Source organism: Wolbachia endosymbiont (group A) of Gymnosoma rotundatum (assembly GCF_947250765.1).
Taxonomy (GTDB): Bacteria; Pseudomonadota; Alphaproteobacteria; order Rickettsiales; family Anaplasmataceae; genus Wolbachia; species Wolbachia pipientis.
The window spans coordinates 1,357,799-1,383,643 of sequence record NZ_OX366347.1; the positions used below are offsets into that span (position 1 = coordinate 1,357,799).

The 25,845-nt window shown below is 35.5% G+C and carries 30 protein-coding genes, 2 tRNA genes and 1 pseudogene; 21 read left to right on the forward strand and 12 right to left on the reverse strand.

Features of this window, described 5'->3' with window-relative positions; genetic code table 11:
• Positions 1–56 precede the first annotated feature (56 nt).
• A complete protein-coding gene (locus OOK97_RS06835; RefSeq protein WP_264705268.1) occupies positions 57–509 on the forward strand; it encodes a hypothetical protein in 453 nt (150 codons plus the stop codon).
• Positions 510–533: 24 nt separating this feature from the next.
• Here OOK97_RS06835 and OOK97_RS06840 read toward each other — a convergent pair whose 3' ends face one another.
• Positions 534–656 (reverse strand): hypothetical protein, encoded by a 123-nt coding sequence (locus tag OOK97_RS06840; protein WP_255324202.1) that lies wholly within the window; start codon positions 654–656, stop codon positions 534–536.
• 173 nt (positions 657–829) lie between these two features.
• Between OOK97_RS06840 and OOK97_RS06845 the strand changes: the two genes are divergently transcribed.
• The 3 genes and pseudogenes from OOK97_RS06845 (at position 830) to OOK97_RS07640 (ending at position 2,955) form a co-directional block, all read left to right on the forward strand.
• Positions 830–1,798, forward strand: coding sequence for an IS110 family RNA-guided transposase (locus tag OOK97_RS06845; RefSeq protein ID WP_264705269.1), 969 nt, complete (start codon positions 830–832; stop codon positions 1,796–1,798).
• 5 nt (positions 1,799–1,803) lie between these two features.
• Positions 1,804–2,022, forward strand: coding sequence for a hypothetical protein (locus tag OOK97_RS06850; protein ID WP_264705270.1), 219 nt, complete (start codon positions 1,804–1,806; stop codon positions 2,020–2,022).
• A pseudogene (locus OOK97_RS07640) lies at positions 2,007–2,955 on the forward strand (IS5 family transposase). The gene OOK97_RS06850 and the pseudogene OOK97_RS07640 overlap by 16 nt, the downstream one beginning before the upstream one ends.
• Before the next feature lie 146 nt (positions 2,956–3,101).
• On the opposite strand, the gene OOK97_RS06865 reads toward OOK97_RS07640, so the two are convergent.
• Positions 3,102–4,376, reverse strand: coding sequence for an APC family permease (locus OOK97_RS06865; protein WP_010082345.1), 1,275 nt, complete (start codon positions 4,374–4,376; stop codon positions 3,102–3,104).
• A 135-nt stretch (positions 4,377–4,511) separates the two neighbouring features.
• Here OOK97_RS06865 and OOK97_RS06870 point away from each other — a divergent pair, with 135 nt between their 5' ends.
• The 6 genes from OOK97_RS06870 (at position 4,512) to OOK97_RS07485 (ending at position 8,255) form a co-directional block, all read left to right on the forward strand.
• Complete coding sequence (locus OOK97_RS06870; protein WP_264705273.1) at positions 4,512–5,810, forward strand: hypothetical protein; 1,299 nt, start codon at positions 4,512–4,514, stop codon at positions 5,808–5,810.
• 298 nt (positions 5,811–6,108) lie between these two features.
• Positions 6,109–6,285, forward strand: coding sequence for a hypothetical protein (locus tag OOK97_RS06880; protein ID WP_264705692.1), 177 nt, complete (start codon positions 6,109–6,111; stop codon positions 6,283–6,285).
• Between the two features lie 92 nt (positions 6,286–6,377).
• Positions 6,378–7,544: an aspartate kinase gene (locus tag OOK97_RS06885; RefSeq protein ID WP_010962950.1), complete on the forward strand. Its 1,167-nt coding sequence runs from the start codon at positions 6,378–6,380 to the stop codon at positions 7,542–7,544.
• Between the two features lie 91 nt (positions 7,545–7,635).
• A complete protein-coding gene (locus tag OOK97_RS06890) occupies positions 7,636–7,839 on the forward strand; it encodes an IS5 family transposase (RefSeq protein WP_007549940.1) in 204 nt (67 codons plus the stop codon).
• Positions 7,840–7,872: 33 nt separating this feature from the next.
• Positions 7,873–8,001, forward strand: coding sequence for a hypothetical protein (locus tag OOK97_RS06895; RefSeq protein ID WP_255317429.1), 129 nt, complete (start codon positions 7,873–7,875; stop codon positions 7,999–8,001).
• A gap of 17 nt (positions 8,002–8,018) precedes the next feature.
• The gene (locus OOK97_RS07485; RefSeq protein WP_238513961.1) at positions 8,019–8,255 is read left to right on the forward strand and encodes a hypothetical protein; all 237 of its coding nucleotides are present in this window, start codon (positions 8,019–8,021) and stop codon (positions 8,253–8,255) included.
• Here the strand turns inward: OOK97_RS07485 and OOK97_RS06900 are convergent.
• Positions 8,252–8,413: a hypothetical protein gene (locus OOK97_RS06900; RefSeq protein ID WP_237357334.1), complete on the reverse strand. Its 162-nt coding sequence runs from the start codon at positions 8,411–8,413 to the stop codon at positions 8,252–8,254. The genes OOK97_RS07485 and OOK97_RS06900 overlap by 4 nt on opposite strands.
• Positions 8,414–8,417: 4 nt before the next feature.
• Between OOK97_RS06900 and OOK97_RS06905 the strand changes: the two genes are divergently transcribed.
• Positions 8,418–8,630, forward strand: a complete 213-nt coding sequence (locus OOK97_RS06905) for a hypothetical protein (protein ID WP_065094389.1) — start codon at positions 8,418–8,420, stop codon at positions 8,628–8,630.
• A gap of 154 nt (positions 8,631–8,784) precedes the next feature.
• Here OOK97_RS06905 and OOK97_RS06910 read toward each other — a convergent pair whose 3' ends face one another.
• On the reverse strand, positions 8,785–10,701 hold the full coding sequence (locus OOK97_RS06910) for an ATP-dependent helicase (protein ID WP_264705275.1): 1,917 nt from the start codon (positions 10,699–10,701) through the stop codon (positions 8,785–8,787).
• 392 nt (positions 10,702–11,093) lie between these two features.
• On the opposite strand from OOK97_RS06910, the gene OOK97_RS06915 reads away from it, so the two are divergent.
• Genes OOK97_RS06915 through ccmE form a run of 8 tightly spaced genes read left to right on the forward strand, consistent with a single transcriptional unit; the run spans position 11,094 to position 18,227 of the window.
• A complete protein-coding gene (locus OOK97_RS06915) occupies positions 11,094–11,681 on the forward strand; it encodes an NADH-quinone oxidoreductase subunit J (RefSeq protein ID WP_006279581.1) in 588 nt (195 codons plus the stop codon).
• Positions 11,672–11,980 carry an NADH-quinone oxidoreductase subunit NuoK gene (nuoK, locus tag OOK97_RS06920; RefSeq protein ID WP_264705276.1) on the forward strand — a complete coding sequence of 103 codons (309 nt, stop codon included), beginning with the start codon at positions 11,672–11,674 and terminating at the stop codon, positions 11,978–11,980. The genes OOK97_RS06915 and nuoK overlap by 10 nt, the downstream gene beginning before the upstream one ends.
• Before the next feature lie 4 nt (positions 11,981–11,984).
• Positions 11,985–13,832 carry an NADH-quinone oxidoreductase subunit L gene (gene nuoL / locus OOK97_RS06925; RefSeq protein WP_049973600.1) on the forward strand — a complete coding sequence of 616 codons (1,848 nt, stop codon included), beginning with the start codon at positions 11,985–11,987 and terminating at the stop codon, positions 13,830–13,832.
• Between the two features lie 3 nt (positions 13,833–13,835).
• On the forward strand, positions 13,836–15,278 hold the full coding sequence (locus OOK97_RS06930) for a complex I subunit 4 family protein (protein WP_264705277.1): 1,443 nt from the start codon (positions 13,836–13,838) through the stop codon (positions 15,276–15,278).
• Positions 15,275–16,660 carry an NADH-quinone oxidoreductase subunit N gene (locus tag OOK97_RS06935; protein WP_264705278.1) on the forward strand — a complete coding sequence of 462 codons (1,386 nt, stop codon included), beginning with the start codon at positions 15,275–15,277 and terminating at the stop codon, positions 16,658–16,660. Before OOK97_RS06930 ends, OOK97_RS06935 begins: the two co-directional genes overlap by 4 nt.
• Before the next feature lie 4 nt (positions 16,661–16,664).
• Positions 16,665–17,708: a biotin--[acetyl-CoA-carboxylase] ligase gene (locus tag OOK97_RS06940; RefSeq protein WP_264705279.1), complete on the forward strand. Its 1,044-nt coding sequence runs from the start codon at positions 16,665–16,667 to the stop codon at positions 17,706–17,708.
• Positions 17,705–17,842 carry a CcmD-like small membrane protein gene (locus OOK97_RS07645; RefSeq protein WP_006012903.1) on the forward strand — a complete coding sequence of 46 codons (138 nt, stop codon included), beginning with the start codon at positions 17,705–17,707 and terminating at the stop codon, positions 17,840–17,842. Before OOK97_RS06940 ends, OOK97_RS07645 begins: the two co-directional genes overlap by 4 nt.
• Positions 17,826–18,227, forward strand: coding sequence for a cytochrome c maturation protein CcmE (ccmE, locus tag OOK97_RS06945; RefSeq protein ID WP_012673317.1), 402 nt, complete (start codon positions 17,826–17,828; stop codon positions 18,225–18,227). Before OOK97_RS07645 ends, ccmE begins: the two co-directional genes overlap by 17 nt.
• Before the next feature lie 62 nt (positions 18,228–18,289).
• On the opposite strand, the gene OOK97_RS06950 is transcribed toward ccmE, so the two are convergent.
• The 4 genes from OOK97_RS06950 to OOK97_RS06965 form a co-directional block, all read right to left on the reverse strand.
• Positions 18,290–18,622, reverse strand: a complete 333-nt coding sequence (locus OOK97_RS06950) for a hypothetical protein (RefSeq protein WP_182320991.1) — start codon at positions 18,620–18,622, stop codon at positions 18,290–18,292.
• Between the two features lie 99 nt (positions 18,623–18,721).
• Positions 18,722–19,027, reverse strand: a complete 306-nt coding sequence (locus tag OOK97_RS06955) for a hypothetical protein (RefSeq protein WP_264329450.1) — start codon at positions 19,025–19,027, stop codon at positions 18,722–18,724.
• Between the two features lie 82 nt (positions 19,028–19,109).
• Positions 19,110–20,612 (reverse strand): magnesium transporter MgtE N-terminal domain-containing protein, encoded by a 1,503-nt coding sequence (locus tag OOK97_RS06960; RefSeq protein WP_406719916.1) that lies wholly within the window; start codon positions 20,610–20,612, stop codon positions 19,110–19,112.
• A 212-nt stretch (positions 20,613–20,824) separates the two neighbouring features.
• Positions 20,825–20,900, reverse strand: a tRNA-Ala gene (locus OOK97_RS06965).
• 341 nt (positions 20,901–21,241) lie between these two features.
• Between OOK97_RS06965 and OOK97_RS06970 the strand changes: the two genes are divergently transcribed.
• Positions 21,242–21,314: transfer RNA gene (locus tag OOK97_RS06970), tRNA-Lys, on the forward strand.
• 19 nt (positions 21,315–21,333) lie between these two features.
• On the forward strand, positions 21,334–22,587 hold the full coding sequence (nuoF, locus tag OOK97_RS06975) for an NADH-quinone oxidoreductase subunit NuoF (protein ID WP_264705281.1): 1,254 nt from the start codon (positions 21,334–21,336) through the stop codon (positions 22,585–22,587).
• A gap of 28 nt (positions 22,588–22,615) precedes the next feature.
• Here the strand turns inward: nuoF and infC are convergent, their stop codons facing one another.
• From infC to nuoI, 4 genes are read right to left on the reverse strand one after another with little or no spacing between them, the layout of a single operon-like run.
• Positions 22,616–23,134: a translation initiation factor IF-3 gene (infC, locus tag OOK97_RS06980; RefSeq protein WP_264705282.1), complete on the reverse strand. Its 519-nt coding sequence runs from the start codon at positions 23,132–23,134 to the stop codon at positions 22,616–22,618.
• Positions 23,135–23,146: 12 nt separating this feature from the next.
• Positions 23,147–25,048 carry a threonine--tRNA ligase gene (thrS, locus tag OOK97_RS06985; RefSeq protein WP_264705283.1) on the reverse strand — a complete coding sequence of 634 codons (1,902 nt, stop codon included), beginning with the start codon at positions 25,046–25,048 and terminating at the stop codon, positions 23,147–23,149.
• A complete protein-coding gene (locus OOK97_RS06990; protein ID WP_264705284.1) occupies positions 25,045–25,290 on the reverse strand; it encodes a hypothetical protein in 246 nt (81 codons plus the stop codon). The genes thrS and OOK97_RS06990 overlap by 4 nt, the downstream gene beginning before the upstream one ends.
• Positions 25,290–25,772 (reverse strand): NADH-quinone oxidoreductase subunit NuoI, encoded by a 483-nt coding sequence (nuoI, locus tag OOK97_RS06995; RefSeq protein WP_038199316.1) that lies wholly within the window; start codon positions 25,770–25,772, stop codon positions 25,290–25,292. The genes OOK97_RS06990 and nuoI overlap by 1 nt, the downstream gene beginning before the upstream one ends.
• Between the last annotated feature and the right edge of the window lie 73 nt (positions 25,773–25,845).

The window sequence follows — 25,845 nt, forward strand, 5'->3', positions numbered from 1 at the left end:
ATTGTAATTTAGCTATTATTATGCAATATTAGTAATATTACATAATGAAATGAAAGATGAGTAAGGAATACGATGAAACTAAGGTTAAACCTGCAATTTCTACACCTCAAGGGCCTGAAGGAACCAATGGATCAAAGGCCCAAAGTGTTCTTTCGAATAAAAGAAAGCCTACAATAAATTTTGATGATAAAAAGTATGGTGTAAAAACCTCTAAAATAGACCAACAGTCTCTAAACAAAAGACAAGAATCTTCAAAGCTAAGAGATTTCTTAAGGTCAATACCAATAATAAGGAGATTTTTAGCAAGGATTTTCACACCTGAAAAAATAGAAATCATCAGTAACCCTATACATGACAACATGGAAGCATATAAAAAATCGCAGGAAGATTACCCTAGTAAGATAAAAGATGAAACTAGTATAGATGATGAACACACAAAAGAAGTAGATAGAAAACTTGAGAAGGGTAATGTTGAACAAGTGGACAACAAGAAAAGTCGTAGTTCATAAATATCAATCATTTAAAAATTATCTCTAGTTATAACATTGTATCTGTTCAGATGCATGGCTCATGTACAAATATTGAAACAAAAATTCCAGTGCTCCCTTTCTTGTCATCCCAGTGCGTGACACTTGTATCTTTATGATGTGAGGCATTAGAGCTAAATACCTCACAGGGAGGGTGAAGCTGATGCGACACTAATGCCATTAAGCCAGATTTTGCTTCCCTCCCATAGAGTTAAAGACTGAACAGTATCTTTTGGAATTATATCCCGTATTACAAGGTTAGTCTAAACTCTCAGTTTATTTATAGTCTTGGAGGCAATTTTATGCAAGTAAATGCTATTTTGGGTGTGGATATTTCAAAAAAGAAATTTGATGTTTGTTTGTTAGTGGACAGTAAAAAACGACACAAAGTCTTTCAAAATAATCAAGATGGTTTTGCAAAACTTGTAATTTGGTGCAATGGCCATGGAGCAAATCTTACTCATTTATGTCTTGAAGCAACTAGTTGGTATGGAGAAGATTTGGCTACTTTTATGCACGATTTAGGACATAATGTCAGTATAGTAAACCCAGCCCAAATCAAAGCTTTTGGCAAAAGTGAGCTGCTCAGAAATAAGACAGATAAATCAGATGCAGCTATGATAGCTAGATTTTGTATCGCCAACAAACCTGCTCTTTGGAAGCCCATTGCACCTGAAATGAGGCATTTGAGGGAGCTTTACCGTTGCATGCAATCGCTAAAAGATGATAAGGTGCAACAGACAAATCGCTTGGAAAACAAAAATATGCATTCCAGTTGCAAAGAAGCTATATCTAAAGTAATTTTGGCAATAGAGGAGCAAATTATTGTTCTCGAAAAAGAAATTAATGAGCATATAAATAACTATCCACATCTAAAAAATATGGTGGAAAACCTTAAGACTATAAAAGGTATAGGATATCTTACTGCTGTTGCTGTTGTCGCAGAAATGCCATCAGTTGATAACTTTGACAATGCTAAACAATTTACAGCTTTTGCTGGTCTAAATCCAGGACATTATCAATCGGGATTGTCAGTAAGTAAGAGAAGTTGCATATGCAAAATAGGATCTGAGCGTATTCGAAAAGCTCTTTATATGCCAGCTATAGTAGTCAAAAACCATAATAATCATTTTCAAAAGTTTTGTCAGCGTCTAGCAAGTAAAGGCAAATGTCCAAAAGTCATAGTTCTTGCGTTAATGCGAAAATTAATGCATGTCTTTTTTGGTATTCTTAAAAATAATCAACCATTTAATTGTAATTTTGTTGGATAATTTGTTTGACAGCAGAGACAGTATCTGGGATCCAGGAAAGTTTGCTTGTGAGCAAGCAAACTAGCATAGAAAGTGGTTACAACATTTTCGATGAGATTATATGGAAAACTGGATCCCAGTGGGCTTTGTTGCATCGCTCAAGTGAAAAGAACTGGCAGTTACTGACAAAATTCATTATAAATAGCCATTTAACTGTTGAAGAAAAAATATGCCACAAAAAATGAGAGTCAGTAACTGCCATGAATATAACAAATTTCTCCAAGAAAGAGGAAGCATTTTTTGTTATATCAATGACGCCATAGAAAATTGGTACGAGAATTTTCCAAAAATGCAGGACGGCAACTATATTTATAGTAATAAAGTTGTGATTTTGGTGCATATAATCGTCAGTTTCTTTAGAATTGGTTTAAGACAAACAGTCGGGTTTATAAAAGGGTATTTGCAACAAATAGGAAGAGATTTGGCAGTTATCAGCTATTCACAAGCATCAAGAAGGTTTAAGAAACTTAATATTAAGATAAATGATTGCAGAATTGATAAAAATAATATGGAAGATATCGAAATTGCTATAGACAGTACAGGAATTAGTATATACAACAACACTCCTGAAGGAAAATAGCACTGACAGAAAATATCGTGGCTATGAGCAAACGAGAAAATTGCACGTAATGTTGAATATAAACAACAAAAAAGCCATAGCTGTAAAATACAGTAACGGTGTCTACTCTGATCACTATGGAGCTTGTGATTTGCTAAAAGAAGTTGATTTTCAGCATGCCATAAAAGCACTATATGCAGATAGAGCATGTGATAGGCACAAGTTTTATAAGTTGTGTAACAAATATGATATAAAGACAAAAATTCCACCAATAAACAATGCGGCAGAACATCCAGAAATAGATTATATGTCTGACAGGAATGCTGCTATTAGGTTAATAAAATTATACGGTGAAGATGGCATGAAAGAATGGAAAAAAGAAGTAAATTATGGGAAAAGATCTTATATTGAAGGGTTTTTCTCAAGATTAAAGCAAATATTCGGATTTAGTTTTAGGAATAAATCTGAGATAAATCGAGAAAAAGAACTGCTAATCAAATGCTATTTGCTTAATAAATTCACTGATATTGGTATGGCTAAATTTGAGATAGTTACATGAATTTACCATAAATCACCATCTCATAAAGTGTGATGCAACAAAGCCATCCCAGTGTCACGCACTGGCATGACACCCATTTCTTCCTATAGTTGTCTTTTCTCGTCTACCTTATTTTGCCACTCTGCTGAACAGATACATAACATTTGCTATACAGAAACTCTGCGATACCAAAATAAATAAAGAGGTACGCCACTTGCAGTGAATAAGCTTGCGATCAGCAAGGTATTCACAGAAGTTTCAAATATTACCCAGCAGCAAAAGGTTGTTGCTATACTGCCAATTAAAAATTTGTAACAACTCTTTTCTTGCACAATAACTTTGAGAAAAGCAAGACTGCATGCAAGGTAAACAAATAAAAATGAAACTACAGAAAAGTCGATAATTGATGTGATCTGCTTAGCAAAATTGTTGCTTGAAGTGAGGATTAGTAAAGTTGCAGTTCCAACTGAGCTAGTTGTTATGCCCCAGAAAGGAGAACCGTGCTTGTTTCTTTGAGCAAAAAACTGTGGCATCAGTTTATCTTTTGCAAGGCCAAGGGCCACTTGTCCACTAGCTAGTACCCAAGCGTTTAAAGTACCAACACAAAAAATGAACGCAGTTATAGAAATAATCAAGTGCCAATTGCCAGAGGCCATAATTTTTATTGCGTCAACATATGGTGCTCTTGAACTTGCTAAATCATTGCCATTTATTAATCCCATAATTGCAAGATTGTTGATAAAATACACAACAGCAACAGAGATTGTTCCAAGTACCACAGCTCTTGGTATTGTTCTAGCTGGATTATCAACTGACCCTGCAGGTGCTGTTGCCAATTCAACTCCAATAAAACCCCATAGAGTAATAAGTGTAGAACGGGCAAGAATCTGCGATGTTGTAAGATTTGATATTTCTTCACTTATGATGAAGTTATTTCTATCAAAAAAAAACAATGCTGCTATAGGTATTACAAGCAATACAGAAATTTTTATCACCGTCAATAAAAACTCAACACGTCCAGCAGTAGCTACTCCTCTAAAATTTATTAGTGTAATAATTGTAAGTAATAACATCTCTAAAAACAGATGTACGTTTTGAATATCTTCATGGAAAAATGGTGTAAGATAACCAACACCCACAACTATTACGGCTGTTGTGCTAACCCATGAGATCACCCAATACGTCCAACCAACAAAAAAAGCTGCAGCAGGGCCAAAAGCATGCTTTACATAGACGTGAGGGCCACCCGTTTCCGGAAATTTTGCGCAGAGTGAGGCAAAAACTAAAGCAAGAGATATAGCACCAAGCCCTGATATTATCCAGCTTATAAGGCTATACATGCCATATGGAGCAAGGCTAATTGGAAGCATAAAAATTCCAGAGCCAATTTGGCTGCTAATCACTAAGGCAAAAATAGCCCAAAAACCTATTTTATTTGACACAATAATTTTTGTTTAAATAGATTAACAATATACCCTAAACTCAGAAATTTCAATTGATCTTTTAACATAAAAACTTGCATTTTTTTCAATTTATTCCTAAAATAGATTATATTAACAGATTATTAAGAGGGGGTTATGAATCCGAGATTAAAAGCATTTTTGATTGCACTTTTGTTTCTCGTGTATTATTTAAATCTTCTTGTTAACTATATCCTTGACCCGATTCTAGTTCGTCCCTTTGAAAGATTATACAAAAACTTAATTGTTGATGGTCTTTATGCCTATTTATCTACAAGCACTTCTAGCCCTGCACTAGCATTTTTGGCTACAGGTTTTATTGTTATTGCTGCGTTTATTTGCCTGAATAAAATGCTTCTTCCCTTGCAAGAGAAGATCATAAACAACTATACCTTCTTTAAAAACAACAATATTGATAGCAATAGCATGTTGTTTGAGGTTTATAAAGATCCAACAATAAAATTAAAGGACAAAATCTTATTCTTCAGTATACACTTGATATATTACCTACAGCTTCCATTTTTGTATATTGCATCAAAGGTATCAGCTCTACGTGGGTTTCTTATATTTAATTTTGGTTTATTATTGTTAAATTATGCACTGCTAATTCCAGTAGCACTTCTTGAGTTAATAAAATATCCATCAGTAAAACTCTTTTCACCTTTGGGTTTGAATGTAAAGCAGCTAAGCTTTTTGTTTAATGTAAGTGATGTGGGTACTAGTAGTCAGAGCGTTCATACTAGAAGTTTTCAGCAAAGCGTTATTGAATGTGCCAAAAAATTAAAGGAAGAACATGGTACGCCGTTAAATGAGTTGGATGAAGAGTTTAAAAGTTATATAAGCGGTTTAACAAGTCAGCAAAAACGAATGATAGAACCTTATCTAAGATTGGATGGTTATGAAACTGGGGAGTGGGTAAATTGGGTAGATTCACAAACCGGATTGACATTGACACAGGCTATAAATTTAGTTTTAATTGCGGCAAGAGAGCAAAATGCAGACGTAGAACTATTGAAATCTACATTACTGGTTCGCTTTGAAGAAAGTAACCGCCAATGTGGTCCTGGAATGCTTCTCCGTATTATTTATGCATTAAGTGGCCTTGAAGCAGAAAACAACTTTGCAGCTCAACTGGAGCCTCAGCTAATGGGGAAGTTGGCTGGTAATGCTACTAAAAGATTTCTTGAGAAATATGTGAATAAGCACTACCATAAAATAAAAGTTTTGAAAGAAAATTTTGATAATTTGTATTCACCAAGTTCTGGGGTGGATTTGAGCAACGTGAGTGATGAAGTAAAGGACGGCATTTCTTATACAAGAGATGCTATAAAAGAATTCGTGTTTAAGGAATTATATGTAAAGTTTTATAACGACTATGGGGAGCATATTCAGAGAGGGCAGATAAAACAAAGTTAAGGGAGTTAATAACGGATGAAGTCGTAGACGCGGCAATATATTCTAAAATAGATGAAATAGAAATCCCTGCAGAACCACCTACTTATCTTGAAAGAGTAAAAGCATTTTTTGGAGGTCATGCAAGGTCTTCTGCTGCTTAGTGGTTTAGTTCGTGCTATATAGCTAAACTAACTTAGATTTACTGACAATTTTAAAACAACAAATTCGTCATTCCGCTACTAGTTAGCGGAATCTATACCGCGAATGAATCCATAGCTGTACGAACATTGTGATTTGAGAGCAATTTCCACAAGGGAGGGTGTCATTCCAGTGCCTAGACACTGGAATCCAGCCTTTATTATGCAGCCACTTGGTTGAAATTAAGTCTTCTGGATCCCAGTGTCTAGGCACTGGGATGACACCATTTGCTGTGCAATTTACCTTCAAAAATGAATGTTCGTACAGCTATGGAATGAATCGTGGTATGACGCGTTAGCTATAGCTTTGTCCTCCCTTTTCTAAATGGCTTGCAAGCTGCTATCTCTACAAAAACTATATTTTTCTTCAGAAGAGAGTTATATTGTAACTATGGACAAAATAATCATAAAAAAATTTGGTGGGACTTCGCTAACTGATTTAAACCGAGTTGCAAATTTGATAAAAAACGATATTGAGAAAGGTTGTAATGTAATCGTTGTTGTATCTGCTGTTGCAGGATTTACTGACCAAATGGTTTTTCAGGCTAGGCAAATCTCAAATTTAAGTTATAGACAAGAGTTATCAGAGTATGACGTTATGCTTTCAGCAGGAGAACAAATCTCTTGCGGTCTATTAGCTATCACTCTCCAATCGATCGGAGTTAATGCTAAATCGTGGCTTGCCTGGCAGTTACCAATTGTAACTGATGATTTTTATTCTGAGTCTAAAATAAAAACAATAAAGATTGAACGTGTGAAAAGATCTTTTGCTGAGGGTTATACTGCTGCGATCATTGCTGGTTTTCAGGGTATAAATGATGATAGAATCACTACTTTTGGAAGAGGAGGCTCTGATATATCAGCAGTTGCCTTCGCGGTAGCCTTTGGTGTTAGAACTTGCGAAATTTTTACTGATATTGATGGAATATATACAGCAGACCCGAGAATTGTTCCAAAGGCACGCAAGCTCAAATTTATCTCTTACGATGAAATGTTGGAAATGTCGTCATCTGGTGCTAAAATACTGCATAATCGTTCAGTACAACTTGCAATGAAACATAACATTAAAGTGCAAGTGCTATCCACTTTTAAGGAAGTAGAAGGCACCACAGTGCTACACAAAAGGGATGTACTAGAGAGATACTTAATTACTGGAATAACTTATAGCACTAATGAAGCTCTTGTAACTTTCACTAACCTTGCAAATAACTTGCGTACTTTAAGAGATATAGCAGGAGCAAACGTTAAAATTGATATGATACATGGGTCAAGTTTTGTTATCTCCAAATTTGATATTGATTTAATGGAAAAGTTACTGAATAAGAATGAAAATTATGCTATAAACGATAATGTAGCTAAAATTTCAATAATTGGTATTGGTGTTATGTCTAACACTGAAGTGATGCACCGCACACTCAAGGTTTTAAGCGAAAAAAAGATAGAAATACTTGCTATCACAACATCTGAAATCAAAATCAGTATAATTGTTCAAAAAGAATGCGCTGTAGCTTTAGTCAAAGATTTACATACTGAGTATGAGCTTGATATGCAGCACTAGGATAGGCTTGACGTCCAGTTGTCTAAGAGTATGTCTTGAAAAGGAATGAGGAAAAAAATATGATAGTGTAAGTAAAAAATAGGAGGGAAAATTGTATCCAAGTGATATAAGTGATAAGGAATGGGAAATTTTGGAGCCACATGTTGCACAAGGAAAGATAGGGAGGCCAAGAAAGCACAATATCAGAACAATTATTAATGCAATAAGGTATATAATGAGAGGTGGTTGTCAATGGAGAATGCTGCCGAAAGATTTTCCTCCATGGAAGACGGTGTATGACTATTTTCTCAGGTGACGTAGTAATGGCAAATTGGAAAAAATACATAATATGCTAGTAAAAGAGGTAAGAAAAATGTTTGGTAAAAATGAAACACCTTCAGTAGGAATAATTGACAGTCAATCAGTAAAAACCACTCAAAAAGGGGATCCAGAGGATATGATGCTGAAAAAAAAATAAAGGGTAGAAAACGTCATATTGTTGTAGATACAGTGGGCTTAATTATTGCGGCTGATGTTCATAGTGCAAGTGTTCAAGATCGTGATGGTGCTCTAAATCTTTTCACTCAAGCTAAATACAAGGCTCCAACTTTACGTAAGTTTTTTGCTGATCAAGGATACATAGCAAAACCGCTGTTTATTGGAGACAGGATACGATTACCAAGAAAGCTGTTGATGTTACAGGATTTTTCGACAATCTGGACCACAATTTAGCACTGCAGGCTATCAAGAAGCACACAGACTGCAAATGGGTCATACTGTATGTTGAAAGGTGGATGAAATCCCCTATTCAGCAAGCAGATGGCAGTAAGGTAGTTAGGGAAAAAAGGAGTTCCGCAAGGAGGTTCAATAAGCCCAATCATTTCAAACATATTTATACACCATGCATTTGATATATGGATGAAACAAAATCACCCAACAGTACCATTTGAAAGATATGTGGATGATGCGATAGTGCACTGCAGAACTAAAAGACAGGCAGAATTTATGCGAGCAGCAATCGAAGAAAGATTGGCACAATGTAAGCTAAAATTGCAACCTGATACCAATGCCATTCCAAAACTCCATCATTATACTGCCTTAGTATAACCTTCTCACTTCTATTGTCTATTTGTTTGTTATGTAATAGAAATTGGTATGAGATTGAAGAATTAAGTGTGAACGGTTACAGAATTTTTGCCAGGAGAAACATATAGTTGAAGTAATTCAGATTTGTAAGATATGTTTATCTGCAATTATAGCTTCAACAGTAGGCAATGTTGCTTTTAATTACCTCAACATTTTCTCTTGGCAATTCTTTAATGAACCGAGAAGTGCGCATCGGTTGCCACTGGTTGTTAATTTCCCTCCTATCTGCACATGAAATGATTAACCTTTCCTTTGCCCTGGTTATGCCAACATATGCAAGTCTTCTTTCTTCTTCTAAAGCTTTACCACTTTTGTCATCAAAAGATCTTTGATGAGGAAATAATCCCTCTTCCCAACCAGGTAGAAACACGCACGGGAATTCAAGTCCTTTGGCTGCATGAAGAGTCATAACATATACGGTGTCATCGTTATTCATATTATCCACTTCCATCACCAGACTTATATGCTCCAAGAAAGTTGTGGCATTATCGAAATTTTTTAAAGATGAGATGAGCTCTTTAACATTTTCTATTCGTGCTAAGCCTGTTACCTCCTCATTTTCAAGCATTTCAATATATCCTGATTGGTTTGCTACGATTTTAACGAATTCATGCAGTGGTTTTACGCTTACTATTTCTTCCCAAGCTTTAATTTTATTTAAAAAATCGTTGAGTGAGAGTTTAATTCTTTCGGTTACCTGATTACTATTAACCAATATTTTTGCTGCCTCAAAAAAAGAAATTTTGTTATCCTGAGCAGTCGTGTATATTTTCTTTAGAGTTGTAGCTCCTATGCTTCTTTTTGGCCGATTTACTATCCTTTCGAAAGCTAAGTCATCGTTATTGTTTGTAACAAGTCTTAAATATGCAATTATATCCCTGACTTCCTGACGTTCGTAGAATTTTACGCCACTTATAATCTTGTAGGGAATTGAATATTTTATAAAATACTCTTCGAGAACTCTAGTTTGAAAAGTGGCCCTTACCAGCACTGCAATGTCACTAAATCTGTATTTATTGAGTTTCAATATCTGTTCGCTTATGAACCTTGCTTCAGCTTTCCCATCCCATAATTTTATTAGATTTACCTTTTCCCCTTCAATGTTTGTTGTCCACAATTTTTTTTCTAAGCGAGTCTTATTGTGATTGATAACATATGACGCAGTTGCAAGTATGTGGGATGTTGACCTGTAGTTACACTCTAGTTTAACGGTTTTTGCATTTTTAAAATCATCAGAAAACTTCAAAATATTTTCAACTTCTGCACCACGCCAACTATATATCGACTGGTCATCATCTCCTACACAGCAAATATTTGAGTGCTCTTTTGCAAGGTATTTTAGCCAAAGATATTGTATCGCATTTGTATCTTGATATTCATCTACCATGACATATTTAAACTTGTTTTGGTAGTAGGACAGAACTTCGGTCTTTTGATTAAAGAGCTGTATGTTATATAGCAATAAGTCACCAAAATCGACAGAATTAAGGAATTTCAACCTTTCCTGATACTGGTGATAGACCTTGAGTGCAGTTACATATACTGGCCTAAATGATTGAATATCTTCCACTTCAGATGGCAATAAGCACTTCTCTTTCCATTGCTGAATAATATTCATAATGGTCTTACATTTTTCTGATAGGTAATCAGGATTTATTTCATTGATAATATTTTTTATTACCTGTAATTGGTCATCCACACCAATGATTGTAAAATTGGGGTTTAAGCCCACAATTTCTGCGTGCATGCGCAAAATTTTTGCTGCAATTGCATGGAAAGTGCCAAGCCATGGTATGTTTGTGCCCGTTAGCTCAAGTACCCTTGATACCATCTCATTTGCTGCTTTATTTGTAAATGTAACTGCTAATATCTCATCAGAATAAGCGTGACCGTTTCTAATTATGTGTGCTATTCTTGAAGTAATCGTTCTTGTTTTTCCCGTCCCGGCTCCTGCCAGTATCAAAACTGGTCCATCTATGTTAGTTACAGCTGATTGTTGTTCTGGATTTAGCAGTGAGAGATAATCGTTCATCGTAGCCCTATAGATTATAACTTCGTAAAGTTAAACCTATGATTGAAATATTGTAAAGGTTTTATTGAATAGAACAGTTAAAGAATGCTTCACTCAAGTACTACATATTTAAACGTAGGTTTTACATCTATTTTGTTTTAGTAGTTTCAGGTGTATGTCGAGTAACAACAACTTGATTTGAGGTATTGGCACCAGAACTTCTGCTTGTTGGGTGGATAAGTGGAGTTTGGAATGGCTTATATGTACGCCTTCATTTCTATTTCTTCAGCTTTATAATAATTTAAAATGGAGCTGGAGCTTTGTAGTACAATGTTTTCAAACGTTTAATATAATATTGACTTTACCACGATAGTCACTTTAAATTAGTAACTATTGTTGCAGTTAAAGTATCGATGCCTTTTTTCTTTTATTTTTTTGCAATTCTCAGCATTTTATCTGCTGTATGCGTAATTAGTGTAAGAAATCCTGTGCATGCAGTATTATTTTTAATTTTCACCTTCGTTAACTCTGCAGTTCTTTTCATTCTCCTTGGAGCTGAGTTCATTGCTATGATGGTGATGATAGTATACATCGGTGCGGTTGCGGTGTTGTTCCTCTTTGTAGTTATGATGCTCGATATTGACTACATAAGGTTGCGCCAGGGTTTTGCAAAGCATTGCACTCTTGGTGCTATGTTGTGTGTTGTGTTTTTTCTAGTCATCAGCTTTGTAATCCGCAGCTCAGCACCGAATATAAGCAATGTTATAAACTATAATACCAATAATGTGAAAGCTATTGGTAATTTGCTGTATACCGACTACATGTACGCTTTTCATCTTTCTGGTATTCTGCTGCTTGTTGCAATTGTCGGTGCAATTGCTCTTACTTTGCAGGACAAGAAAAAAGGAGTTAAAAAACAGAATGTATTAAAGCAATTGACACAATCTTCATCTGTAAAATTGATTAAGGCTAAATTTGGAAAAGGAGTAGAATGGAAATAGGATTAAATCACTTTTTGATAGTTGCTGCTGTTTTGTTCACTATTGGAGTGTGCGGTATTTTCATCAACCGTAAGAGCATAATCAATATATTGTTATCAATAGAAATATTATTGCTGGCAATTAATATCAACTTAGTTGCTTTTTCTGCCTTTATGAATGATATAGTTGGGCAAATTTTTGTGATGTTTGTGTTGAATGTTGCGGCAGCAGAGTCAGGAGTTGGGCTTGCAATATTGGTTGTATATTATAGAAGCCGTGGCAATATAGATGTTGAACAAGCAAATTTAATGAAAGAATGAAAGTATGATGGATATACTGAAATTAATAGTATTTTTGCCACTTTTTGGTTCGCTATTTGCAGCACTTTTTAGAAAAAGTCAGTTAGTTACAACTGCAGGGATTGGAATATCTGCAGTTTTATCTTGGTATGTTTTTCTCACCTTCTCTGAAAATTATCACTTGAGTTTATTTCCTTTGTTCTCATTGAGCATCTTAAAAGTAAATTGGGCAATTAGTGTGGATGCTCTCTCATCCTTAATGCTTATTGTTATTACCACCGTTTCACTGGTAGTACATCTCTACTCTATCGGTTATATGGAGCATGATAAGGGGAAGTCGAGGTTTTTTTCTTACCTATCGCTATTTACGTTTTGCATGATTGTGCTGGTTGTAAGCGATAATTTCGTGCAGCTTTTTTTTGGCTGGGAAGGGGTTGGCCTATGTTCTTATTTACTCATAGGATTTTGGTTCCAAAAATATTCTGCAAATAATGCAGCAATTAAAGCATTTGTTGTGAATAGGGTAGGAGACTTTGCACTATTGATTGGAATCTTTCTTATTTATTATACATTTCACTCTTTGAATTTTACTGAAGTTTTTGACACAACTGATCTTCTTGGCACGCAGAACATTAGGGCATTCTGCTGTGAATTCAAAGTAACTCATATAATATGCATATTACTTTTTATTGGCTGTATGGGTAAATCTGCACAGCTTGGTTTACATGTTTGGTTGCCAGATGCAATGGAAGGGCCAACTCCTGTTTCTGCACTTATTCACGCAGCAACGATGGTAACAGCAGGTATATTTTTAGTAGCAAAGTGTTCTCCATTGTTTGAGTTATCAAATGTGGCACGAGAATTAATAGTTATCGTTGGAGCACTCACTGCTTTTTTTGCAGCCACCGTTGCAATTACTCAGAACGATATAAAGAAAATAATTGCTTATTCAACCTGCAGTCAACTTGGTTATATGTTCATGGCATGTGGGCTTTCTGCTTACAATGTTGCTATTTTTCATTTAATGACACACGCTTTTTTTAAAGCTCTACTATTTCTTGGTGCTGGCAATGTGATTCATGCAATGCATCATGAGCAAAACATTCAGAAAATGGGAAATTGCTGGAAGAAAATCCCTTGCACTTACGCTCTCATGTGGATTGGATCTCTTGCGCTTTCTGGGATATTCCCATTTGCAGGTTTTTATTCAAAGGATTTGATAATTGAACATGCTTATAGCACGGATAGCTTTGCTTTTGTAATAAGCTTAGTTGTTGCATTCTTCACAGCGTTTTACTCTTGGAGGTTATTGCTTCTTGTGTTCCACAGCCAAAAACAAAGTAAAATTAATATACATGAGGCACCAAAGATTATGCTTATACCATTACTGATACTCGCTTTTGGATCAGTATTTTCTGGAATATGGGGAGCAAATATTTTGAACATAACTAGTAATGCGTTTTGGAAATCAAGTTTAGTGATGATTGATGAGCATGGAGTTCATAATTTCTTTATAAAACTACTGCCAACCTTAACAAGCCTAAGTGGAATAGCACTTGCGTACCTAATTTACCAATATCAAGTAATTAGGCAAATTAAGAGTAAATTTTTACTTAAGTTTTTGCAGAATAAATGGTACTTTGATGAGGTGTATGAGTTTGTTATAATTGCACCGATAAGGTTTATATCTAGGCTTCTATGGAAGTTTGATGTTAAGGCTATTGATTCATTTGGACCAAATGGTGTTGTAAGGTTGGTTAATGAATGTTCAAAAAGTTCTATAAAGTTACAAACTGGTTATATATTTGATTATGCATTTATTATGTTTGTTACTTTAATAATCGGTGCTTTATATATTATTGGAATTAAATAGAAGGTGTTGTTACTTAGTATATTTTTGTTTCCACTGATAGGAGCGTTGATTTTATCCTTAATCAGGATTAATCATCAATCTATACACTTAAGATTCCTTGCTCTATTTTTTGCTGTACTTCCATTTTTGCTTAGCATTGTAGCTTGTATAGAATTTGATTATAACGATGCGGACTTTCAGTTTGTCAGCTACCCAATTAGAAATGTTGGAATAGGGATAGATGGTATATCGTTGCTTTTCCTTCTGCTTACAACTTTCTTGTTTGTAATTTGTATACTCTACAACTGCAAAATGAGTTATACAACCCTTAGGCCATATATGGCATTATTTCTACTGCTTGAGAGTTTTGTAGTCGGTTTTTTCGTTTCACTGAATGCTATAAGCTTTTATGTGTTTTTTGAAGCTGTTTTAATACCAATGTTCTTTATTATTGGCATCTGGGGAGGAAAACACAGGGTATATGCAACGTTTAAGTTGTTTCTTTATACATTAACTGGCTCATTATTATTTCTACTTGGATTGGTTTACATCTATAACATTTTTGGAACGTTTAATATACAAAAATTAGCTACATTAGTGCCAAGCCTTGATCTTGAAGTGCAGTCATTGCTGTGGATTGCATTTTTTATTTCTTTTGCAATAAAAGTACCGATGTTTCCATTTCACACTTGGCTTCCTGATGCGCATGTACAATCACCAACTTCTGGATCTGTGATTTTAGCTGGCTTGCTTATTAAAATGGGCGGATATGGATTTTTAAGGTTTTCTATTCCAATGCTTCCTCAGGCAAGTTTGTATTTTTCAAATTTCGTTGTTGTGCTGAGCATTATTGCGGTGATATATGCTTCGCTAGTTGCGTTTGCTCAAGATGATATAAAGAAGTTAATAGCTTATTCTTCAATAGCACATATGGGGATCGTTACTGCTGGCCTCTTTTCATTTTGTGAGGAAGGAGTACTGGGTAGCATATTTCAAATGATTAGTCATGGCCTTATTTCTGCTGCTTTATTTTTGTGTGTTGGAATGCTATATACTCGAACTGGAACTTTGGAGATTGCAAAATATTTTGGCATAGTAAACACAATGCCAAAATTTGGTTTTATGTTCATTTTATTTTCAATGGCTTCAATAGGGCTACCTGGAACATCTGGATTCATAGGTGAGTTTTTGGCTATGGTTGGAATGTTTAAGAGCATAGGGTTTTTTACAGGATTTATCGCACTTGGCACTATTTTAAGCGCAGTTTATATGCTGAATTTATGTAAGCAAATAATATGGGGGGTTAGCTATTCTAAATTATTAAATAACCGTTTGGATAGCATAGAATTTTCTGTCTTAATTCTGCTTGCAGTGTTTGTTATTTTGCTTGGATTTTACCCAACCCTTGCACTGAATTATTTGAAGCCATGTATGGCAAATTTGTTAGTCAAATATAATGCGCTATGAATTATATACAGATATTGCCGGAAACGTTCTCTATTATCTCCTCGTTCGTGTTGCTGCTGCTTGGGATTATATTTAACCGCCGAACTATCAACTTATTAGCACTTGGCTGCACAGTGGTAACTTTGATTATTTTAATTCTTTCGGCAGAAAACAATGAAATTTTTCTCTTTAATTCGTTGTTAAAACTCAATTTATACATCAGGTCAGCCCAAGGGTTAATTCTCAGCACAGGAATTTTAATACTTTTGATGCTGAATTTATCAAAATATGACTATAAGTATGAATTTTCAATGCTGATTCTTTTTGCGCTATTTGGCATGATAACTTTGGTTTCAGCAAATAGTCTGATTTCTTTTTATTTAGCTTTTGAGTTGATGAGTATATCTTTGTATGTTCTTGCGAGCTTTAATAAAGATTCGATTTATTCATGTGAAGCAGGAGTGAAATATTTTACACTCAGTGCATTATCTTCCTGCATTATGCTATATGGAATGTCGCTGCTTTATGGATATACAGGACAAGTCAATTTCTCTGAGCTCGGTTCATTCTTGCAAAACCATCAGATAACTTATGGAATAGTTTTTGGGTTAGTCTTTGTCCTAATTGGTTTGTGTTTCAAGCTTGCTATTGCTCCTTTTCATATGTGGGCTCCAGATGTCTATCAAGGTGCACCTACCATAGTAACTGCGTTTTTTTCTACGGCCCCAAAAGCTGCACTTGTAACATTTTTAATTCGATTGATGAATGAAGAGTTAGTAAATGTAAAAAGTTATGTTCAGCCTATTTTCTTATACGTTTCAGCATTGTCTGTGCTTATCTCAGCTTTTGGGGCCTTACGTCAGCAAAACTTAAAAAGGCTGCTTGCTTACAGTTCAATTGGTCACATTGGTTTTATATTTGCTTCACTTTCTATTTTTACACAAGCAGGAACAGATAGTGCCTTAATGTATCTGGTGATATATATCATCACAAGCATAGGGCTATTCTCATATCTCGTACAAATTGACGATGACGATTGTGATATTGCAAATTTATCTGGTATAGGGAAGAAACGCCCAATTGTAGCATTTCATCTTTCTGTGCTGTTACTCTCAATGTCGGGAATACCTCCACTTGCTGGGTTTTTCGCCAAATTTTTTATATTCAAAAGTTTAATAAATTCTGGCTTTATCAGCCTGTCCTTGATCCTTGTAATAGCGAGTGTGATATCATGCTACTATTATTTAAATATCATGAAAGTTATGTATTTTGATAAAGCTAGTGGTAATAAGATTGCTTATTCTAAGGGTCTATTCATTATCACTTCAGTGGCTTCACTGATCAACCTCGTTCTTTTCTTGTATGTAGAAGATCTTTACTCACTCATTGAACTAAAGGGCTGACAAGGTGATCCCTGAGGGTTTTTATATTCATCATTACAAAGAAGTTTCAAGCACTAATAAAGAAGCGTTGGATTTAATTGATAAAGGAATATCAAATGAAACCGTTATTATTGCCGATAAACAAACAGAAGGCAGGGGGCGCACCGGAAAAAGTTGGGTTTCTCCAGAGGGTAATTTTTATGCGAGTTTGGTGATAAACCTCTTTAACGATTATCTGAATGAAAGCCAGCTTTCGGTGTCATTCCAGCGCGTGACGCTGGAATCTAGAAAAAAAGAAGAATGGTCAAGCACACAACTGTACAAACGTTGTGGTATTCCCACCAAGGATGATGTCATCCCAGTGCCCAGACACTGGGATCCAGAAAACTTAATTACAAATGGGCACATCAGGCAACTGTGTAATAAGAACTGGATTCCAGTGTCACGCACTGGAATGACACCACATACCACCTGCAAATTGCAATGTTCGCATAGTTATGTGTCAAGCACTGGGGAAAATACTGGGATGACAGAAAGAGGTTTAATGAATCAAGTTAGCAAATTAACAGAATTGACTTTTGTTACTGCTCTTGCTGTTGGAAATACTATACTGTCATTTATAAATGGTCTAAATCTCCAGTATAAGTGGCCAAATGATGCCCTTATTGATGGCAAGAAAATAAGTGGAATATTACTTGAAAAAAGATCCAATTCGAATTGGTTCATTATAGGAATTGGAATTAATGTCAGTCATGCACCACTTCCAGGAACAACGTGCATTAGCAATTACGGTGAGTCTGTGTCTAACATAGATCTGTTAAAGAAATTAATAATAAATTTTAATAAGCTAAGAAAGCAATGGCTACTTGATGGGTTTTATGCTATAAGAGAAATGTGGTTAAAAAAAGCATTCAAAATGAATGAGCAAATCAGTGTAAAGTTAGCTGACAAATTGTATGAAGGAATTTTTGCTGATATAGATAAAAGTGGTAAATTGGTGTTGCAGCAAAAGGATGGAAGCTTAATTTATTTTGATGCAGGTGAGTTATTTATTAACGATATATTATGAACACGTATGTGATTTTTGCTTACCTTATTAGTCTTACATTGATTACCGGAGAACTGATTCTTACCATTTCTTGCTATATTAAAAGTAAAAAAATTCTAGAAAGCCTGAAAGATAATAATGAAGAAGAAACATAAGCGATTACTTATAACTTCAGGAATTTTCTGCTTTTTAAGCTGCATAGTCTTTTTTATTTTAACAACGCTCAAAGAAAACATCTCATTTTTCTATACAGTAAGTGAGGCAATAGTTTTACAAAATAGTCAAAAACTAATCCGTGTTGGTGGAATGGTTGTTGAAAATAGCGTGATACGGAGCGAAAGTGAAGTAATTTTTCAAATGACAGATTTTAACAAAAGCGTTGTGGTAAAATATCAAGGGATACTTCCACCAATGTTTTCAGAAAAAAGTGGTGTTGTTGTGCAAGGTAAAATGTTTGATAATAGTACTTTTCTTGCAGATACAGTGTTTGCAAAACATGATGAGAACTATATGCCAAAAGTTTTAAAACAGATTCCCTAATTCAGTTGTATTGAAACGATATGTAGAGAGAGTAACAGCCCACTGAGCTATTACTTTTTTTCTTATATGAATTCAGGAGCATCCATTGGTGGCGGTTCTAGCGAAGATTTTAAATCGTTAATTTCTTTTATTAGCTCGTCAAGCTTACTCCTTTCTTCTGTTAGCATGTCATTTAATTGACTGATAGAGTTGCTATTGTTATGCAATACATCATCCAATTCAGGAACGAATTTCGTGTTCAGCTCTGCGATTAATTTATCTAAAGCTTTGTGGACATAACCAAGCTGCGCTGGATTTCGCGCAACTGTTTCATCATAACCTTTAGGTTTGGTGTTAACTTCTATTTTGCTTATTACTTTAAGTTCGTTTTTGCTTTCTTGTTTACTATTATTCATGCTAACTCCTATAAAAAATTATAATTTCAAAATCAATTCAGCTACATTGAAATGGTATGTGGAGAAAGTAATAGCCTAGAGACTATTACTCTTTCCAGTTTAACCCCAATCTGGTTCACTAGTGGTATTGTCTTCTAATTCTTTTACTCTTGTCTGTAAGTTATTCAGGCTCTGTACTAAACCACTATCTACATTACCAACGTCTTCAATCAGTTGATTGACTTTTTCTTGTTCTCCATGCAAGTTAGTATTTACTTGCACAACAAGTCCGTCATTCATACTTTCAATCAGTTTATCAATAACACTATGAGTATAACTAACTTTCGCATTTTTATCTTTATTCGTTTCGTAATTTGTCGGTTTTGCAAGGGTAACTTTACTTATAATTTTTGGTTCATTGGCCATATAAACTACCTCATTAAAATTTAAAATTTCAAATAAAATCAACTATAGAAATATAAAAAGCTCTTTTCAAACCCATAAATATTTAGCTCAACAATACTTCGTATCCAGTCTGAAAGTACTCTTCCATTACCATTAGTTCAGCATTGGCGTTTTGAAGAGGGCCCTCCCATTTAGGTTCATCAGCAGAATCTCCAAGTTTCTTAATCAGCTCAAGGATTTCCTTTTGTTTTTCATTTTGTTCATCAAGTTTCCCTTTTAATGCATCAATAATAGCTTTAGACTGATCTTGATTGCTGAGATCACCAATCACAGCTGTCACTTTCTCATAAGGCAGTTTGTGAATAATCTCTTTAAGCTCTTCTGCACCTACGTTATCCAAAAGTTCTTTAAACTGCTCATTAGACATATTGCGAGCAAAAGCTTGAAGTTTGTCTGGGTTATCAACTAAAGACTTGATGATAATCTGAATCCTATTAGAATCAGTTAAATCCTGAGCAATTGCTTCGAGTTTCTCATGATCAAGCTTATTAACTAAGTCTTTCAGTTGGTCTTCTTGCAGACTATTTACTAAAGCTTTCAACTGATCACCTTCTAATTCTTTGGAAAGTATTGTCAAGTGGTGCTCAGCCAAGTCTTTTGCAAGCACTGTAAATTGCTCGTCATTTAAAGTTTTAATAAGTGCTTTGAACTGATCCACTTTTAAGTGAGGTAAAATTTCTTTTACTTGCTCTGAATTTAATTTTCTCACTAGAGCTTCAAGCTGAGTATCATTTAAAATAGGAACAATTATTTGTAACTTTTCTGGATTTAGTTCCTGAGCGAGGGTTTTTAGCTGGTGATTGGTTAGATGATCCACTAAAGCTTGGAGTTGTTCATCTGTTAAGTTCTCTGCTAAGGCCTGCAACTGGCTTGAGCTCAGTTCAGGAATTATTTTTTGCAGTTGCTCGTTACTAAGAGTATTGGCAAGAGTTTTTAGTTGGCCGTCTGTTAGGCCCTGAATAAAAACTTTAGTAAACGCGTTTGATAGCAACAGTAGCACATCTCTTATATGTCTCTCACCGTAGTATAACATAATGTCTTGTAATACCTTATTGTCAGGTGAATCGATTATATTTCCTGCCTCGTCTGAAAAATAATATTTATTGTTGCCAGTATCTGAATCTTCCCATGTTACATATTTGTATTCCAATTTTTTTGATTTAATAGAACTGCCACAAATAGTTTTGAAAGGCTGCACAAGTTCTCTTGTATATGATAACTTAGCCAACTCATTACCGTAATATACAAATGTATGGTTACTTTTTAAATAATCTAAGTTAGAATCACTTTTATAATCTTTGGCTACCAGATTTCCTTCATTTTCTTCCTCCAGACATATGTAACTGTCTAGGCAAGAACTGCCGCAAAGTTTTATAGGTAATAAGCCTAGTGCTACATCGTTTTTATCATCCAGCGATACAAGCTCAACTTTTTTAATAGACATTGTAGGATCATAACCTTCAGGCCACTTTATCCTTGTAGTCGGGGTTTTTCTAAACACCTCTTTTCCAGGTATCATCTTAAAAACATGCTTTTTTCCACTCATAGGCGTTACCAATAAATTAATTGTTAGTATTCTAACATTTATTGATTAATTTATTGTTAAGTTAGTATATATTACAATTGTAATAACCAACATTACTTGTGTAGAGAAAAGTTACGAAAAGAAATAGAGATTTTCAGGGAAATAGTATAAAATCCTCATAGATTAAAATAAGCTGCTTTGACAGGTTTTGTGGCGGCTAGAGCTGTATAGACTGGTGGAGGCAAGCGGGATCGAACCGCTGACCTTCTGCGTGCAAAACAGATGCTCTACCAGCTGAGCTATACCCCCAGGTAATTCTTGCTTAAAGCATAAATCACTCAGGCTGAAATGCAAGAAATATTTATCTATTAGGCTATTGCTAAATAGTGTACAAATTCTGCAGGGTGTACACACTTCTCTATTTTTTTGTCTCCTTAGCGTTATACGTCACACCATCCAAATAAATCTGTGAACTGAAAATTAACAAGAAGTTTTCCTTTGGAAATTTTTTTAAATTATTCATAGATTTTTTAACTAAATTATCACTAACGCAGTATATTATATAATTTATTTAACCACACATGAAAATTTTAGTTTGATTAAAACGGATAAAAACTGTATTGATGTTTAGTATAGCTGAAAAATGAAATGATCCCGTAGCTCAGCCGGTAGAGCAACTGACTTTTAATCAGTGGGTCACGCGTTCGAATCGCGTCGGGATCACTCACAAATTTTGAAAAACATGCTAAAAGAACAAGACAAAATATTCACCAACCTAAATGGTAAAGAAACTCCACTACTTGAGGGTGCAAAAAAACGTGGTGGTTGGCAAAAAACAAAGGAATTACTGGATTTAGGATCAGAAAAAATCATTGATGAAGTAAAGAAATCTGGCTTGAGAGGTCGAGGGGGTGCAGGATTTTCCACCGGCCTTAAGTGGAGCTTTATGCCCAAAAATCTCCCAAAAGCATATTTAGTAGTCAATGCAGATGAGTCAGAACCTGGTACATGTAAAGATAGAGATATATTGCGATATGAGCCACATAAGTTACTTGAGGGAATTCTCCTGGCCAGCAGAGCGATCAGCGCATCAGTTGCGTATATTTATATCAGGGGTGAATTTTATAATGAATATTTAGTTCTGAAAAAAGCACTTGAGGAAGCCTATAAAGAAAACTTAATTGGAAAAAATGCCTGCAAATCAGGTTATGATCTTGATGTGTTTATCCATAGGGGTGCAGGAGCTTACATATGTGGAGAAGAAACAGCTCAACTTGAATCAATTGAAGGAAAAAAGGGCTTTCCTCGCATGAAGCCTCCATTTCCCGCAGGTGTTGGACTTTTTGGCTGCCCAACCACAATAAACAACGTTGAAACTATAGCCATGGTTCCAGATATTCTAAATCGCGGAGGAGAATGGTTTACATCTCTTGGTAAACCAAATAATACTGGTACCAAGGTCTTTTGTATTTCAGGACATGTAAACAACCCGTGTAATGTTGAAGAAGAGCTCGGAATTCCATTACGTGAATTAATTGAAAAATACGCAGGTGGAGTGCGAGGAGGTTGGGATAATTTACTTGCTGTAATACCTGGTGGGTCTTCAGTGCCATTAATTCCAAAATCTATATGCGATACTATTGAAATGGATTTTGATTCATTAAGAACTGCACAATCAGGGCTTGGTACTGCTGCTGTAATAGTGATGGATAAATCAACTGATATAATAGCTGCAATAGAGAGGTTATCACACTTTTATATGCATGAGTCCTGTGGACAATGCACACCATGCCGTGAAGGTACTGGATGGATGTGGAGGATTATGAAGAGGATGGTGGCAGGAGATATTAAACCTGATGAAATAGATAAGCTGCTTGACCTTACAACTCAAATAGAAGGACATACAATTTGCGCGCTTGGCGATGCTGCAGCTTGGCCGATTCAAGGATTAATAAGACATTTTCGCCATGTTATCAAAGAGAGAGCGATAATTTAACTTTACTTATACTTCTTAAGCCGTTTTGCTACTTAGCAACCAGAGCTAAAAAATATTGATTCCCTTCTCTTTTAGGTGCCAATTCTACCTTTGCGATATCTTCAGTGTCTCGAATTAGCCGTTCTAATTTTTCCAGTCCAACTTCAGTGTTTATAAGCTCTCTCCCTCTAAATCTCATTGTGACTTTAATTTTATGTCCGTGGACAAGTAAGTCTCTTGCTTGACGCAATTTTGTTTCGTAGTCGTGATCACCAATATTAGGACCCAGTTTAATTTCTTTTATAGTTAATGTTTTTTGTTTCTTTTTTGCTTCACTTGCTTTCTTTTTTATATCATACTTTTGCTTGCTATAATCCAGAATTTTACATACTGGAGGGGTTGAATCAGGTGCAATTTCCACCAAGTCTAAACCAACACCCTGTGCAAATTCCAAAGCTCGTTCTATTGGCACGATTCCGACCATTTCACCACTATGATCAACTAAGCGTACCTCCTTAGCTGTGATAAATCCATTAATTCTGTTTTTATTGTTCTTTTTAATTTGCAAACTTTAACTCCCTTAATTCAAATTAATACTTTTTAACAGCGATTCATTAGCCTTTTCCAAAGAAAAAGACTCCTGTCTTTCCGATCCTAAATTTCTTACTGACACAGTTTTACTTGTAACTTCATTTTTGCCTACAATCCACAATATAGGAACCTTGTTTGAACTATGCAAACGTATCTTATAACTAATTTTTTCATTGGTCAAATCAGTCTTGACTCTCACACCTTGTTCTTTTAAAATATTGCTAATTTCTGTGGCGTAACCGTCAGCCTCATTTGTAATGGTCAGAATAGCAAGTTGCGTTGGAGCAAGCCAAACTGGAAATTTTCCTGCATAATTTTCTATCAAAATTCCAATAAAACGCTCAAAAGTTCCAAGAATTGCCCTATGTAACATGACAGGGTGATGCTTTTGTCCATCTGCTCCTATATAAAAAGCTCCCAGACGTTCTGGTAAAATGAAATCAACTTGTAATGTTCCACATTGCCAGCTTCTGCCTATTGCATCTTTCAAGACAAACTCTAACTTTGGACCATAAAACGCACCTTCACCAGGGTTAAGTTTATAACTCAAGCCTGCTTCTTTAACGGCTTCAAGCAGCGCTTTTTCAGCTCTATCCCACACTTCATCATTACCTGCTCTAATATCTGGACGGTCTGAAAATTTCACAGAAATTTCATTAAATCCAAGCTCTGAATATACTTCTTTTAAAAGGTCACAAAACTTTATAGTCTCAGAATTCACTTGTTCTTCCATACAAAAAATGTGTGCATCGTCTTGCGTAAAACCACGCACTCGCATCAGTCCGTGCAATGATCCTGAGCTTTCATTTCTATGGCATGTGCCAAACTCTGCCATACGTATTGGTAAATCACGGTAGCTCCTGGTGTGAGAATTAAAAATCTGCACATGACAAGGACAATTCATGGGTTTTATTGCTAACTTTTTATTCTCAGATTCGTCAACAATAAACATATTTTCACGAAACTTATCCCAATGTCCAGATCTTTCCCACAGCTCTTTACTTACTAAAATAGGAGTTTTTACCTCAAAATAGCCATTATTTATTAGCTTCTTTCTGATGTAAGACTCAAGAACATTATATAGAATATATCCTTGTTCATGCCAAAAAACCTGCCCAACAGCTTCCTCTTGGATGTGAAATAAATCCATATCCTTGGCAATTTTGCGGTGATCACGTTTCTCTGCTTCTTTGAGACACTCAAGATAAGCGTTTAATTCATCCTTATTTCTCCATGCTGTGCCATATATTCGCTGCAACATTGGGCCCTTTGCATCACCTCGCCAGTATGCACCCGCTACTTTCATAAGTTTAAACGCTTTAACTCTGCCGGTTGATGGTGAGTGCGGACCACGGCATAGGTCAACAAAATCACCTTGCCTATAAACAGTTAGGTTTTCACCCTCTGGTATGGATGAGATAATATCAACCTTATATTTTTCGCCTATACCACTAAAGAAATCAACTGACTGCTTGCGAGTCCAAACTTCTCGAACAAATCTGTGGTTACTTTTTACAATCTCTTTCATTTTCTTTTCTATTGCGGTAAGATCGTCCGTAGTGAAGGTACGACCTGTAGCAAAATCATAGTAAAAACCGTCCTGAATTGTTGGGCCGATAGTAATCTGAGTATTAGGAAATAGCTCTTTCACTGCCTGCGCCATTATGTGAGCAGCATCATGCCTTATTATATCTAAACCCGCTTCGTCACTCAGTTGTATCACCTCTATCTCTGCATCAGCTTCAATTTCACGTGAGAGATCATGCAACTCACCATTTACCTTAAAGGCAATTGCTTCTTTCAAAGCATCCGGTTGTAATATATCAAAGCCAGTAACTTTACCACTGTATTCTTTTACTTTTTGTTCGGTTGAAAAAGTAACTTTAATCATTCATCAGACCCTTTTGTCATCCCAGTGCCTCCTATGATGTCATCCGAGTAGCTGACACTGGGATCTAAGTATAAAAATATTCGCAAGTTATGCAATGGACAACAGATTCTAGGAACATATGTTAAAATAATGTCCATGATGAAAATAAGATAGATCCCAGTGTCAAGCACTGGGATGACACCACCCCTAGTGGGCACTGCCCCTAAATCATAATGGATAACAGGGTTATAAGTTCTGAACATTAATAATAAGGTCTATTCTTTTTTAACCTGAGTGCAATTGCGTCTTCCCAAACTTCACCATTACGCAATAACTTTTCTTTATTGTACATTAGCTCCTCTCTTGTTTCAGTAGCAAATTCAAAGTTAGGACCTTCAACAATTGCATCAACTGGACATGCCTCTTGGCAAAGTCCGCAGTATATGCATTTTGTCATATCAATATCATAGCGCGTGGTGCGGCGACTACCGTCTTCTCTTTCCTCTGCTTCAATAACTATTGCTTGAGCAGGGCAGATAACTTCACATAATTTACAAGCTATGCATCGTTCTTCACCGTTTGGATACCTACGCAACGCATGCTCACCACGAAACCTTGGACTTAAAGGGCCCTTCTCCATAGGATACCTCAAAGTAACCTTTGGCTTAAACATATATTTTAATGTAATAACAAACCCTTTAATTAACTCTACAAAAGACCAGTACCAAGCTAATTTCTTGAGCATAAAATATTTAAAACTTGTGTCAGTCATTATAAATCATATTATCAGTTTTCAAAATAAATATTTTCACCTGGGT